This is a genomic window from Hominimerdicola alba, assembly GCF_900109655.1.
In the GTDB taxonomy this organism is placed as follows: Bacteria; Bacillota; Clostridia; order Oscillospirales; family Ruminococcaceae; genus Hominimerdicola; species Hominimerdicola alba_B.
Genome location: NZ_FOAT01000008.1, coordinates 38,851 through 52,951 on the forward strand (window position 1 = coordinate 38,851; position 14,101 = coordinate 52,951).

A 14,101-nucleotide genomic window follows, 5' to 3' on the forward strand; every position below is an offset into this window, starting at 1 on the left:
TAGTTAAATTCCTCCGAATCTTCTGTTTCTTTCGCAAAAATCAAGGATAGCCTTGTCAAAATCATTTACGCGAAAATCAGGCCAGAGAATATTTGTATAGTAAAATTCGGCATAGGCTGCCTGCCATATCATAAAGTTGGACAGCCTCTGCTCACCGCTGGGTCTTATTACAAGGTCAAGCGGAGGGATCTCCTCGGTATAAAGGTTGCGTTCGATCATATCCTCGGTGATATCCTGTGGTTCCAGTTCGCCGCGCTTTACCTGCTCAGCAAGGGTCTTTACGCTGTGACATATCTCGTCTCTGCCGCCGTAATTTATGGCAAGCACGAGGGTCATGGCATCAAAATCCTTGGAAGTCTCCTCAGTGTGGCGCATTTTAGCCTGAAGCGATGGCTTCAGCTGCGACCTGTCACCTATGAACCTTATACGGATATTCTCCTCGATGAAGTCTTCAACTTCATCAAGGTATTTTTCAAAAAGATCCATTATCGCGTCCACTTCTTCTTTGGGACGCTTCCAGTTCTCCGTAGAGAACGCATAGAACGTGATATAATCGATACCCACCGCTTTTGCGTGCTTGGTTATGGAACGGAAATTCTTCGCACCCTCGCGGTGTCCGAACTTTCTGGGCAGACCGCGTTTTTTCGCCCATCTGCCGTTACCGTCCATGATAACGCCCACGTGTGCGGGGGGTATGATATTATCACCAAGACAGCTTATTTTCCTAGCCATTCGTCACCTTAAATAGAGAGGATCTCTTTTTCCTTCTCAGCTACGTGACCGTCGATCTCCTTGATGAACTTATCGGTGATCTTCTGGATAGCTTCCTCGCCGTCCTTCTGCTCATCCTCGGTGATCTCGTTATTCTTCTTCTTAGCCTTGATCTTTTCGATAGCATCACGTCTGATGGAACGTACAGCTACCTTGGTATCCTCGCCGCCCTTCTTGACATCCTTAACGATCTCCTTACGTCTGTCCTCAGTCAGCTGAGGGAATATCAGTCTGATAGTCTGACCGTCATTCTGGGGATTGATACCGATATCGGAAGCCTGTATAGCCTTTTCAATGGACTTGAGAGTGCTCTTATCCCAGGGAGTGATGACCAGTATTCTTGCCTCAGCAACAGATACAGCAGCCATCTGGTTTACAGGTGTGGGAGAACCATAGTAGTCAACCTTAACCTTATCGAGAACTGCGGGATTAGCTCTGCCCGCTCTTATTGCAGCAAAATCGGAAAGCATAACGTTTACCGACTTCTCCATTTTTTCCTTAGCTTTATTTTTTATTTCCTGCATAACATATCTTCCTTTCTTTTATTATTCAGCTGATACCAGTGTGCCTACATTTTCGCCCATAACGGCATCAAAAATATTATCGGGTCTTGCAAGATCAAAGACCAGTACGGGAATGTTATTATCCTTGCAAAGTGCAGCAGCGGTAGAATCCATTACCTGAAGCCCCTTTTCCAGAACCTCGCTGAATGTCAGTGAATCATACTTGACAGCATCGCTGTACTTATGGGGATCCTTATCATAAACGCCGTCAACCATAGTAGCCTTCAGGAATATATCAGCTTCTATCTCGGCAGCTCTCAGTGCAGCAGCAGTATCGGTTGAGAAGAAGGGGTTACCTGTTCCGCAGCCGAAGATGCAAACTCTGCCCTTTTCAAAGTGACGCATAGCCTTGTTCCTGATATAGGGTTCAGCTACCTGAGGCATAGAAATAGCGGTCTGAACTCTGACTTCCATGCCGCAGTTCTCAAGACCGTCCGCAACTGCAAGGGCATTCATAGCAGTGGCAAGCATACCGATATGGTCTGCTCTGGTTCTGTCCATAGCACCGCTGGAACGTCCTCTCCAGAAATTTCCTCCGCCGACAACTATGCCGACCTCAACGCCTGCATCTACGACTTTTTTTATGCTCTTGCCAAAGGAATTGATTATATCATAATCAAGACCTATCTTCTTATCTCCCGCAAGAGCCTCGCCGCTCAGCTTGAGGAGGATACGCTTATATTTAGCACCCATAAATAACACTCCTTAAAAACATTTACGCAAAGCGCGTAATTACTCACAATAAAATTATACTATATTTTTCGTCTCTTGTAAAGGGTTTTCACAAATTTATTAGAAAAAACTGCGGAGAAATTTCGCGTTTCTCCGCAGTTAAGTATCATCAATTTATCAAATAGTTATCAAGTTTTATCCCTTGACGATCTTTACATAAAAGCTTCTTGTCCTAGGACCGTCAAATTCAGCGAAATAAATACCCTGCCATGTACCCAGCAGCAGTGTGCCGTCCTCGATTATAACAGTTTCGGAAGCGCCCACACAGCTTGATTTGAGATGTGCCGCGGAATTGCCTTCCATGTGCCTGAACTGAGGTCTGTCGGGATAGGTCTTATCCAGTGCGAACAGCAGATCTGTCTGCACATCGGGGTCGGCATTCTCGTTTATGGTGATAGCCGTAGTGGTATGGGGACAGAATATCACTGCGATACCGCTTTCAACTCCGGATTCGTTCAGAGTCTGTCTTACATAGCTGGTTATATTGTAAAGTCCCTCTTTATCGGTCTTGATATTATACTTTTTGAGCATGATGCACCTCCGTCAGTTAAGGAACTGGCTCTCGGTCTCGTTTTTGGAAGGTCTGCCCATGAGCTTCTTAATGCTGTCTCCAACGGGCGAGCCTTCAAAGAGGACCTTTGCAAGTTCTTCGGTAATTGGCATCTCGATACCCATTTTCTTGGCAAGAGCATAAGCGTTCCTGGTGCAGGTATAACCTTCTACCGTGCCTACCTGTCTTACTGCTTCGGCAGGGTCAACGCCCTGACCAATGAGTATGCCTGCGCGTCTGTTACGGCTGTGCATTGAACAGCAGGTTACGATAAGGTCGCCTATACCGCTGAGTCCTGCGAAGGTTTCAGTCTTAGCACCCAGTGCTAAGCCAAGCCTTGCTATCTCACGAATGCCTCTGGTCATAAGAGCTGCCTTGGTGTTATCGCCCATGCCCAAGCCATCGCATACACCCGCAGCCAGCGCGATTACGTTTTTCAGCGAACCGCCTATCTCGCAGCCGATAACATCGTCATTCACGTATACGCGGAAGGTATTGTTTGAAAGGGTCTGCTGAATGAAGTATGCCGCTTCGGTATCCTCGCAGGCGGTGCAGACTGTGGTGGGTATGCCACGTGCAACTTCCTCAGCGTGGGAAGGACCTGTGAGAACAGCTATGGTATTCTCGGGGAAGCATTCCTTTTCCACCTGTGTCATGGTTTTAAGGCTTCCCGCTTCAAGACCTTTCGCAGTGTTCACGATTATAGTATTCTTGTCAATATAAGGCGCGGCTTCCTCACAGACACTTCTTACAAAGTTTGAGGGTATGCCGATAATGACCATATCCTTTCCCTTTGCCGCAGAAATATCCGTAGTAAGCTTGATGGACTTGTTTACAAGTACTCCGGGAAGCTTGCTTTTAAGCTCGCCTGTCCTGTTTATAGTGTCTATCTCGTCCTGAAATTTGCTCCATACAGTTACATCATGTCCTGCATTATCGCACATTATAGCAAGAGAAAGACCAAATCCGCCTGAACCGAGTATTGTGATATTTGCCATTATTCATACCTCCCGTTTGTGAAAATATTCTGAAATTATAGATCATTGGGATCATGTTGAAGCCATTATATCCCATATCAGTGAAAATCCTGTGTTGATAAAAAGAATTTTTGCTCAGCTATCCGCTTTCTTTTTCTGACCGAATTTGTTTTCGGTGCCGTTAAGAAGTCTCTTGATATTGGCATGGTGAAGTGAGATTATCAGAATGCATATCAGCACGCCCATAACAGTATTTGGGATAACTGCGTAATTATCCTTGTAGACGAAATTCTGTAGAATGAAAGTGAAGGTCGGGTAAGCTATTGAAGCAAATATGGAACCTACCGATACGTACTTTGTTACTGCCAGCAGTGCCGCAAATACCACAAGGGCACACAGACAAGTCAGGGGGTCAATGGCGAGAAGAGTAGTTGCCGCCAGCAGAACACCCTTTCCGCCGTGGAATCCGTAAAATACAGGGAAGCAGTGTCCCAGCATTACGAACAGACCTGCAAGATATCCGATGAAATGGGGATCGCCGAAAAATTCCACGCCCATTGCCTTATGCACAAGCAGGCGGCATACGACCACAGCGATAACACCCTTGGCAAGATCGCAGAGAAGTGTAGCCAGTGCGGGACCTTTGCCGTAAACACGCAGAACATTGGTCAGACCTGCGTTTTTGCTTCCGTAATCGCGGATATCCTGTTTTTTCCATAATCTGCAAACGATTATGGCAGAATTCAGGCTGCCAAACAGGTACGAGAATACAACTGTAAATAATATAGCCAATACATCTTTCATATGTCAATATAGCTCCTGTCGGTCATTTAACGTCATCCCTGTCACGTTCTCTTATCTTGAAAACTATTGGCGTGCCGTCCAGAGAGAAAGTCTCACGGATCTGGTTTTCAATGTAACGCTGATAGGAAAAATGGAAAAGCTCTGCCCTGTTAACGAAGAACACAAAGGAGGGCGGATTGGTGGATACCTGTGTCATGTAGTATATCTTCAGACGTCTGCCCTTATCAGAGGGGGGCTGAACACGCTGAGTTGCATAGGCAAGAACTTCGTTAAGCTTACCTGTTGCGATACGTATGGAGTTCTTCTCCTTGACGTAGCGTATCATCTCAAACAGCTTGTCGATACGCAGACCTGTCTTTGCAGAAACGAATACAAAAGGCACATAGCTCATGAAGCTGAAATCGTCCTCAAGCTTTTTGCGGAATTCGTTCATGGTCTTGCCGTCTTTTTCTAGGGCATCCCACTTATTCACAGCAACAACGCAAGCCTTGCCCTTTTCATGAGCGTAGCCTGCCACCTTGCTGTCCTGCTCGGTAAAGCCTACGGTGGCATCAATGACGATAACTGCAACGTCGGCTCTATCAACAGCCATATAAGCTCTCAGTACCGAATACTTCTCCACAGATTCCAGCACCTTGGATTTACGTCTTATGCCCGCGGTATCGATGAATACGAATTTACCGAACTCATTTTCGATATCAGTATCTGTAGCATCGCGGGTAGTGCCTGCAATATCGGATACGATAACACGCTCCTCACCGCAGATACGGTTAATCAATGAGGATTTGCCCACATTAGGCTTACCGATGACTGCGACCTTAACAGTCTCTTCATCGTCTTCCTCTTCGGTTACATCGGGCAGATATTTCAACACTTCGTCAAGCATATCGCCTGTGCCGTGACCATGCACCGACGATACAGGGAAAGGCTCACCAAGACCCAGATTATAGAACTCATAAAGCTCCATAGGGGGCTCGCCAACGTTATCCACCTTATTTACGCAAAGCACAACAGGCTTGCCTGATTTAAGAAGCATCTGAGCAACTTCCATATCTGTGGAAGTAACACCGCTCTTGATATCGGTAACGAGTATTATAACATTAGCCGAGGTAATAGCCAACTCAGACTGTCTTCTCATCTGAGAAAGAATGATATCATTGGATTCAGGCTCGATACCGCCGGTATCAACCAGCATGAATTCTCTTCCAAGCCACTCACATTTACCGTAGATACGGTCTCTTGTGACACCGGGGGTATCCTCGACTATTGAAAGCCGCTGACCTATAAGTTTATTGAAAAGCGTGGATTTGCCCACGTTTGGTCTTCCGACCACTGCAACAACAGGCAGAACCATTAATATCCTCCCCTTCCTTTATAACAAAACGCATATCTAATATATTATAACATATCTTTCTGAAAAAATCAACATCAAACTAAAAGGCAGAGGAAAATTCATTTCCTCTGCCCTGTTCAGTCATTGTTATTTAAGACTGTAAGGTACCAATAGGCTTATGCGTCCTTCTTGATGACCTCAACGCCCTTGTAATAACCGCAGTTCTTGCACACTCTGTGAGGCGAAGTCAACTCGCCACAGTTGGAGCATCTGCTCAGTGCAGGCGCTTCAAGCTTCCAAACAGCTGAACGTCTTTTGTCACGTCTAGCCTTGGAGACTTTTCTCTTTGGTACTGCCATTTTGGCACCTCCTCTTCGGTAATAGTAACACCAGTCGTCAGATCAAAACGGATCTTTCGGGCAATCACAATCGCCATCATTCAGATCCTTGCCGCATTTGAAGCATAACCCCTTGCAATCCTCTTTACAGAGTATCTTGGTGGGCAGCTGGAGCAGCAGGTCGGAAATGACCAGTTCATCAAGCTCGAGAACATTATCCTCACAAACAACATACTCATCATAGTCATCGCGTCCGCTGTGGAGCTGTCTGACAAGTATATGACTGAGATCATAGCTGTACTCACGCTCAAACTCTTTAAGACATCTGTCGCAGACCTGTGACAAAGTAAATACTACGCTAAAGCTAAGCGTTACAACGCCTGCGCGATTCTCTACCATGCCCCTGACTGCTATCGGTGCTGTAAAATCATAAGATGAATACTCTCCGACTTCTTCAGGAGAGATCATGTAGTCAAACTCCTTGACCTCACCTACGATATCGAAAAGCTCTTTCAGATGTATTTTCATAGTACACCTCAAACATCACAAACTCCATTATAACTCGAAGTCAGTGATTTGTCAATAGTTTTTTTGATTTTTTTGCGCAATCAAATAAAATTTAACAAATTACTTGATAAATGCCTTTACCTGTGCAGGCAGTTCTTCAACATCAGCAGATACTGTGAACACGATGTTGATATCCTTTGCCAGAACAGCGATCTTCTCGATGAGGTCGCCCAGCTCGTCATAGTTTCTGCCGCCGATCTTCAGAATACCGTCAACAAATATATCCTGTATATCGTGATTGCCAGCCAGCAGACCTGCAATGAAACCATAGAAAGTCTCAAAGCTGGTGATGCCGTAATCCTCAGCATCAACAAGTCTTACACTGTGGGGGATATCGTAAGTGAGCTTCATGCCTCTCTCGATGCATACAACGTTGCCTGTTGCATTTTCCGCAGCCTTAACAATGGAGTCAACAAGTATCTTAGTCTTGCCTGTACCCTTTTTTCCCGGAATCAAATTAATCATAATAACTCTCCATTCTGCTTTAAAAGCATTTATTTTAAGCGGCGTTGCCGCATAATTTCTTTTTCTTTAAATTAACCCAGCTTAGCCTCAAGTGCAGCCTTCTGATCCTCGTAGCCAGGCTTACCAAGCAAAGCGAACATATTCTTCTTGTAGCTTTCAACACCGGGCTGGTTGAAGGGATTTACACCCAGCATATAACCGGAGATAGCGCAAGCCTTCTCAAAGAAATAGATCAGCTCGCCGAGGTTCTCCTCGTCGATCTTGTCAACGTCGATGACCAGATTGGGAACGCCGCCCTCAGTGTGAGCGAGGATTGTTCCCTCAAAAGCCTTCTGGTTAACAACGGACATATTCTGATTAGAAAGGAAGTTCAGACCGTCTCTGTTCTCAGCATCCTCTTCAATGAAGAAGTCCTGCTTGGGTGTCTTGATGTTCACAACGGTCTCGAACATGAGGTTGGAACCGTCCTGGATGAACTGACCCAGTGAGTGCAGATCGGTGGAGAAAGTAGCAGCTGAGGGGAATATGCCCTTGCCGTCCTTGCCTTCGCTCTCGCCGAAGAGCTGCTTGTACCACTCACCCATCAGTGTGAAAGCGGGATCGTAGGAAACCAGCATCTCAACGCTCTTGCCCTTTCTGTAAAGGATATTTCTTGCAGCAGCGTACTTGTAGCAGTCGTTGCCGTCATCATTAGCATACTTCTTCTGAGCGTTCTGTGCGCCCTTCATCAGAGCGTCGATATCGCAGCCTGCAACAGCGATGGGCAGCAGACCAACAGCAGTCAGAACGGAGAATCTTCCTCCGACATCATCGGGAACTACAAAAGTCTCATAGCCCATCTCGTCGGAGAGCTCCTTCAGTGTGCCCTTAGCCTTATCTGTAGTAGCGAAGATACGCTCCTTAGCACCGTCCTTGCCGTACTTGTCTTCCAGCAGCTTCTTGAATACTCTGAAAGCAAGTGCAGGCTCGGTAGTAGTACCAGACTTGGAGATTACGTTAACAGCTACGTCCTTGCCCTCGCAGATGCTCAGTACTTCGTTGAGGTATGTAGCGCTTATATTGTTGCCGACAAAGTAGATGTCGGGAGTATCCTTCTTGAGATTGTTGTAGAACGGCGACTTGAGCAGTTCGATAGCAGCTCTCGCGCCGAGATAAGAACCACCGATACCGATAACGATAAGCACATCAGCAGTATCCTTTATCTTTTCAGCAGCAGCCTTGATCCTTGCGAACTCCTCCTTGTCATAATCGGTAGGCAGTTCCACCCAGCCCAGGAAATCGTTGCCGGGACCGTTCTTGGCAGCCAGCGTGTTGTGAGCAGCAGTTACAGCAGGAGCGATAGCATCGAACTCGTGATCTGCAACAAAACCCTCAAGATATTTTGTTCTTAATGTAAGTGACATTTTAATCAGCCTTTCTAAATAAATTGCTTTAATTTATTATACAATATTTTTTATGACTTTGCAAGCCATTTCAGATAGACTTGTCACTTTTGTGTAATTCAGACAAAATATGTTTTAAATTTTTAGAAGATAATTCAGCAATATTTTCATACAATGTGCAAAGGTCTTCTGCTTTACACCCCATTCAGCTACCAGATCAGCAGAATAAATGACCTGATCTCCGTACCTGCATTCCAGTTTTCCGCATACCTGACCTTTCTTAACGGGGGCTGAAAGTTCTTCTACTTTATCAAAACTGATATCAAAGCTTGCTGACGATCCTTTCGGAACGACCACCGCAGGTAATTTGTCAAAGCCAACGGAAACTTTGCTTTTCTCGCCAAGAAGTACAGGTATATTTTCAAGCATATCTTCCGTGATTTCGGGGATATACAGCGAATACATATCAAAGCACATATCCAACAGTTTCTTTGCGATATCATCGCAGAGGGTACGGTCGGTACAGCCGAGGACAACCACCGCTATCTCCATTTTTCCACGCTTTGCCGTGACAACAGTACACTCCCCTGCCGAAGATGATGAACAGGCTTTTAATCCTGTTATACCTTTATATGTCCTGACAAGTCGGTTGAGGTTCACAAGCTCTGCTTTTCCGTCTCGTACATGGTCTATCCATGATGTAAAATACGGTGTAAGTATATCATGCTTGACAAATTCCGATGCTAAGATCGCCGTATCTGCGGCATTTGAGAGAGTTCTTTCGTCAAGTCCGCATACATCGGCGTAGGTCGTAGATATCATGTCAAGTGATTTTGCTTTAGTGTTCATATCATCCACAGCTTCATCTGTCGAGCCAAAAATATACTCCGCAAGTGCGACAGCCGCATCGTTTGCGTTGCTAATTGTGATTGCTTTGATAAGTTCCTCTGCAGTTATTTTTTCATTTTTATCAAGCCATATCTGAGGTGCTGGCATTGAGTTGGCTTTCGCAGATACAGTCACCGTATCTGTCAGAGAAAGCTCACCTTTTTCTATCTTTTCTGCCGCAAGCAGAGCGAGCATCAGCTTTGCAAGGTGAGATACCTCACGAACCTCAGCAGAGTTTTTCTCCATCAGCATCTGACCTGTTGAACACTCAACTGCGATTATCTCCTCTGCAGGCATGGCTTCTAGCATATCTTCAATGGAAACTGTCTCGGCGGATGTATTTTTCGGCACAAGTAAACAAAGCATTGTCAGGCACACGAACAGTATAAAGATTTTTTTGATATTTCCCATAGCAAGTCCTCCTTCTTTGTTTGATTATATGGCAGTTTGTCCGGGATAATGACCTGCTGTCCCCACAAAGATTTTTTTAGATCTTTTGAGAGTAAAAAACAGCACCCCTTTACAGAGATGCTGCAAATATCTTTATTTGATTATCACGCCTGTTTCAAGTCGTTTTTCAAATACTTCCACCGGAAGAGGTTTATCGTAGTAGAAGCCTTGGGCGATGTCACAGCCGTTCTTTCTCAGTACTTCGACCTGATTTACGGTCTCAACGCCCTCAGCGATTATTGCCAGACCCATCTCACGCGCCATAGCAACAACGTACTTGAACATGACGCTTGTGGGGCTGTGTTCGTCATCTTCATCCGCAGGAACTATACTCTTGTCGATCTTCAGCACGTTCCATGGTATCTCTTTAATGAGTTTCAGTGACGAATATCCGATGCCGAAATCGTCAACGGAAGTCGATATACCCTGCTTCTGAAGACCGCTTACAACTCGTTTAAGGTCTTTGAACTCAACGTCTGTAGTGGTCTCGGTCAGTTCTATCTCGAAAAGGTCGTGGGGAACATCGTACTTATCTACGAAATCCAGCAGATGCTGTACAAGGTCAACATCCAGCATATGCTTTCGGGAAAGGTTCACGGAGATGCGCACAACGTTTTTGCCCTCGTCTAACCAGCGCCTGATATCACGGCATACGTGCTCGATCATATAGAAGTCCAGCTTGCATATATCCATGGACTGTTCAAGTATAGGTATAAATTCAATCGGATGTATAAGTCCGTCATCCCTTGCCCAGCGGCAAAGTGCTTCCGCACCTACGATAGTGCCGTCGGTTATGGAGACCTTTGGCTGGTAGTAGACCTTGAATTCTTCCTTTTCGATGGAGATGGGCAGAAGATGCTGTATTGAAGCTATCCGCTGTCTGATCTTCATAAGCTCGGAATCGTAGAAAATAACATCGTCACGGCCTGCGGTCTTTGCCAGACTTGATGCAGGCATGACCTTGTCCATAACATCATCGAGTGATCTCAGGTCAAAATCATCATCAAAAACGAAGATGCCTGCGGTGGCACTGACATTGATACGCTCGCTGAAACCATTGCCGAAAGATATTATCGTACCTTTGAGATATCCGATAACATCATCCACCTTTTTGGCAGACATAAGCATGATGAAATTATCTCCGCCCATTCTGCAGACAGGTAAGGGGTGATCCTTTATCTTTTCAAGCCCGTCAATGAAACCGCGCATGACAGCATCGCCGTTTTCTCTTCCAACCTGATGATTTACACCCTGAAAATGTTTCAGGTTGAACTGAGCGGCAGCAAGACCTTTCAGCTGGTTCTCGACAGCGAGCTTTATAAGCTGTGTACCGAAATACCTGAGGTTATGGTAACCGTCTTCATCATTGAAAGCATATTTCTTTGCCACCTGATTTACGACGAAACTGCTGGTAAACATATACAGTATGGATACCATCAGATCAAGTCTGTTATGTACCCTGTCAGTCCAGGGCTCAGTGCCTTTTTTATGGTGGATCGTATATATCAGCGCCCCGTAGCCGCCGGTTATCTTCTTTATTCTGATGAAATCGTCATCGGTCTCGCCGCTGTTACACAGGATATGGGTCTTTTTGTCATCAGTACCTACCAGTGTGACGCTTGAATAGACATCAACTTTCATTAAGCCTACATTGGATAATCTGCATATATCCTTTATCGCATCAGCTATGGATTCAGTCTCAAGAGGGTTTTTGAGCTCAGACATTCGCTTTATGAAATACTGAAAAGCCTCTACTATGTCAGTCAGCATTGAGACCACACCCTTTCATAAATTATCATAATGGTCCGGATATTGTTTGACAATTTCCGATATTCGCAATAAATATATAACATTATACCATATTTTGCAAATGATTTCAAGAGTTTTCAGAGGATTTCATAAAAAATTATTACAAAAAATCCGCTAAAATATATTAATAAATTAACACAAAGTGAAATTAAGGTCATTAATAAAAAATCTATTGTAAAATGAAGAAAAATGTGATATAATGGCAAAGTGAGTTTTATGAAACATAAATCGAAAATCAATGATGAAAGGACACATAATAATGCTGAAGCTTAATAATATCTCTTTCAGCGCCGTTGACGGCGGAAAAACTTCCGACATCATACGCGGGATAGATCTTGAGATCCCCGATAATAAATTCGTTGTTATAACAGGCCCCAACGGCGGAGGAAAATCCACTCTAGCCAAGATAATCGCGGGCATAGTTCAGCCCTCGGACGGCAGACTTGTATTCAATGATACCGATATCACTGATATGAGCATAACCGACAGGGCAAAGGCAGGCATAGGCTTTGCTTTTCAGCAGCCTGTACGCTTCAAGGGTCTGACTGTACTTGACCTGCTGCGTATCTCTGCGGGAAAGAATCTTTCGGTATCAGATGCCTGTTCTTACCTTTCAGAAGTTGGTCTTTGCGCAAAGGATTATATCAAGCGTGAAGTAAACGCCTCTCTTTCGGGCGGTGAGCTCAAAAGAATTGAGATAGCCACTGTTATGGCAAGAGATGTAAAGCTTGCTGTTTTCGATGAGCCCGAGGCAGGTATCGACCTTTGGAGCTTCAATAATCTTATCAGGATATTTGAAAATATGCGCAAGTCCGACAAGAACAGAACTGTTGTTGTTATCTCACATCAGGAGAGACTTTTGAAAATAGCAGACGAGATAATCGTTCTTGCAGACGGCAAGCTTGTAAGAAGAGGTTCTGCTGATGAGGTACTTCCTGAGATCATGCAGAGCAATTATGCACAGACTATCTGTCCTAAGATAGAAGAATAAGGAGGCGATGGAGATGCTGAAAATGGATGCTGTACAGAAACAGCTTTTAGAAGAAGTCGCAGAACTTCACGACATACCAGAGGGTGCTTACAATCTCCGCGCCAACGGTGAATCTGTGGGAAGAAATTCAACTGCTAATATCGAGATCGTGAGCAAGACAGATGTAAGCGGTATCGATATCAAGATAAAATCAGGCACAAAGAATGAGAGCGTACACATACCTGTTGTGCTCAGCGAGAGCGGTCTGAAAGAGACTGTATACAATGATTTCTATGTTGGCGAGGACTGCGATGTTCTGATAGTTGCAGGCTGCGGTATCGACAACTGCGGAACTCAGGATTCCGAGCATGACGGTGTTCACAGATTCTTTGTTGGCAAGAATTCAAAGGTAAGATACGTTGAAAAGCACTACGGTTCGGGCGACGGCACAGGCAAGAGAGTGCTCAATCCCGTGACCGAAGTATATATGGAAGAGAACAGCACTGTTGATATGGAAATGGTGCAGATAAAGGGCGTTGATTCCACCGACAGAAAGACAATCGCCGAGCTGAAAGCAGGTGCAAAGCTGAATGTCCGTGAAAGACTTATGACCCACGGCGAGCAGCAGGCGTTCAGCACTTATCAGGTATCCCTTAACGGTGACGGTTCGGCTGCCGATGTGGTATCAAGGTCTGTCGCAAGAGACAGCTCTTATCAGAAGCTTGACCTTTGTGTGAACGGCAACGCTGTCTGCACAGGTCACACCGAATGTGATTCCATCATAATGGATAACGGCAGGATACTTGCTGTTCCCTCACTTGAAGCTAACTGCATAGATGCGGCGCTGGTTCACGAGGCTGCCATCGGAAAGATAGCAGGCGAACAGCTTATCAAGCTGATGACACTTGGTCTTACCGAGGCTGAGGCTGAGGAACAGATTATCAACGGATTCCTTAAATAATGAATATGAAAAACGCACACGTTTTCAAGCGTGTGCGTTTTTTTGCTATAAGTGTTTTTCCATAAGTAAAAATCTGCCTTTGCGCCAATTGGCATTGCCGACTTCGGTGTATCCATGGGTTCGATAGAGTGAGAGAGCAAAGGGGTTTTCGGTGAAGACATCAAGTCTTACCGAATCTATCCTGCTCTTGCGGAGTTCGTTCTCTATGTGGGCAAGGGTTTGCCCCGCTATGCCTTTGTGCTGATATTTCGGTGCTACGCACAGACGATGTATCACTCGAAAATCGCTGTCAGGGTATTGCCAGTTTCCGTTAGAATACTGTTCGTCATACTCCTTGCTTACAGCGTAGACAACGGCGATATCATCATCTGCGGTTCCAACGAAGAGAGTATTATTCTCAATGTCGGAGAGAAAATCTTCTTTTGCAGGATAGACAGAGTCCCACTGGAAAATATTATGCAACTCCATCTCGGCTATGGCTGAAGTGATGATCTTGCATATAGCATCAATGTCTTCGCGAACTGCTTTTCTATATATCATG

General features: G+C 45.1%; 16 protein-coding genes. 2 read left to right on the plus strand and 14 right to left on the minus strand.

Annotated features, from left to right (window positions below; translation table 11 throughout):
- Positions 1–3: 3 nt before the first annotated feature.
- From BMY75_RS10025 to BMY75_RS10085, 13 genes are all read right to left on the minus strand, one after another.
- Positions 4–732 (minus strand): isoprenyl transferase, encoded by a 729-nt coding sequence (locus tag BMY75_RS10025; protein ID WP_074833358.1) that lies wholly within the window; start codon positions 730–732, stop codon positions 4–6.
- A gap of 8 nt (positions 733–740) precedes the next feature.
- On the minus strand, positions 741–1,295 hold the full coding sequence (gene frr / locus BMY75_RS10030; protein WP_013498773.1) for a ribosome recycling factor: 555 nt from the start codon (positions 1,293–1,295) through the stop codon (positions 741–743).
- Between the two features lie 21 nt (positions 1,296–1,316).
- Complete coding sequence (gene pyrH / locus BMY75_RS10035) at positions 1,317–2,027, minus strand: UMP kinase (RefSeq protein ID WP_074833361.1); 711 nt, start codon at positions 2,025–2,027, stop codon at positions 1,317–1,319.
- Positions 2,028–2,201: 174 nt separating this feature from the next.
- A complete protein-coding gene (locus BMY75_RS10040; protein WP_074833363.1) occupies positions 2,202–2,597 on the minus strand; it encodes a secondary thiamine-phosphate synthase enzyme YjbQ in 396 nt (131 codons plus the stop codon).
- A 12-nt stretch (positions 2,598–2,609) separates the two neighbouring features.
- Positions 2,610–3,614, minus strand: coding sequence for an NAD(P)H-dependent glycerol-3-phosphate dehydrogenase (locus BMY75_RS10045; protein ID WP_074833366.1), 1,005 nt, complete (start codon positions 3,612–3,614; stop codon positions 2,610–2,612).
- A 114-nt stretch (positions 3,615–3,728) separates the two neighbouring features.
- Entirely contained in the window at positions 3,729–4,397 is a 669-nt protein-coding gene (plsY, locus tag BMY75_RS10050; protein WP_074833369.1) for a glycerol-3-phosphate 1-O-acyltransferase PlsY, read from the minus strand.
- Positions 4,398–4,419: 22 nt separating this feature from the next.
- A complete protein-coding gene (gene der, locus BMY75_RS10055; protein ID WP_074833371.1) occupies positions 4,420–5,751 on the minus strand; it encodes a ribosome biogenesis GTPase Der in 1,332 nt (443 codons plus the stop codon).
- A gap of 155 nt (positions 5,752–5,906) precedes the next feature.
- Positions 5,907–6,089 carry a 50S ribosomal protein L32 gene (gene rpmF / locus BMY75_RS10060; protein ID WP_024856397.1) on the minus strand — a complete coding sequence of 61 codons (183 nt, stop codon included), beginning with the start codon at positions 6,087–6,089 and terminating at the stop codon, positions 5,907–5,909.
- A gap of 42 nt (positions 6,090–6,131) precedes the next feature.
- On the minus strand, positions 6,132–6,596 hold the full coding sequence (locus BMY75_RS10065) for a YceD family protein (RefSeq protein ID WP_074833374.1): 465 nt from the start codon (positions 6,594–6,596) through the stop codon (positions 6,132–6,134).
- A gap of 99 nt (positions 6,597–6,695) precedes the next feature.
- Positions 6,696–7,100, minus strand: coding sequence for a hypothetical protein (locus BMY75_RS10070; protein WP_074833376.1), 405 nt, complete (start codon positions 7,098–7,100; stop codon positions 6,696–6,698).
- 71 nt (positions 7,101–7,171) lie between these two features.
- The gene (locus tag BMY75_RS10075) at positions 7,172–8,503 is read right to left on the minus strand and encodes a glucose-6-phosphate isomerase (RefSeq protein ID WP_074833379.1); all 1,332 of its coding nucleotides are present in this window, start codon (positions 8,501–8,503) and stop codon (positions 7,172–7,174) included.
- 114 nt (positions 8,504–8,617) lie between these two features.
- Complete coding sequence (locus tag BMY75_RS10080) at positions 8,618–9,781, minus strand: D-alanyl-D-alanine carboxypeptidase family protein (protein ID WP_074833381.1); 1,164 nt, start codon at positions 9,779–9,781, stop codon at positions 8,618–8,620.
- A gap of 132 nt (positions 9,782–9,913) precedes the next feature.
- Positions 9,914–11,590, minus strand: coding sequence for an EAL domain-containing protein (locus tag BMY75_RS10085; protein WP_074833384.1), 1,677 nt, complete (start codon positions 11,588–11,590; stop codon positions 9,914–9,916).
- 298 nt (positions 11,591–11,888) lie between these two features.
- Here BMY75_RS10085 and BMY75_RS10090 point away from each other — a divergent pair, with 298 nt between their 5' ends.
- Both BMY75_RS10090 and BMY75_RS10095 read left to right on the plus strand, forming a co-directional pair.
- Positions 11,889–12,620: an ABC transporter ATP-binding protein gene (locus BMY75_RS10090; protein WP_074833386.1), complete on the plus strand. Its 732-nt coding sequence runs from the start codon at positions 11,889–11,891 to the stop codon at positions 12,618–12,620.
- Positions 12,621–12,633: 13 nt separating this feature from the next.
- The gene (locus BMY75_RS10095; protein ID WP_074833388.1) at positions 12,634–13,560 is read left to right on the plus strand and encodes a SufB/SufD family protein; all 927 of its coding nucleotides are present in this window, start codon (positions 12,634–12,636) and stop codon (positions 13,558–13,560) included.
- Positions 13,561–13,605: 45 nt separating this feature from the next.
- Here BMY75_RS10095 and BMY75_RS10100 read toward each other — a convergent pair whose 3' ends face one another.
- Positions 13,606–14,100 carry a GNAT family N-acetyltransferase gene (locus BMY75_RS10100; protein ID WP_074833390.1) on the minus strand — a complete coding sequence of 165 codons (495 nt, stop codon included), beginning with the start codon at positions 14,098–14,100 and terminating at the stop codon, positions 13,606–13,608.
- Position 14,101 lies beyond the last annotated feature (1 nt).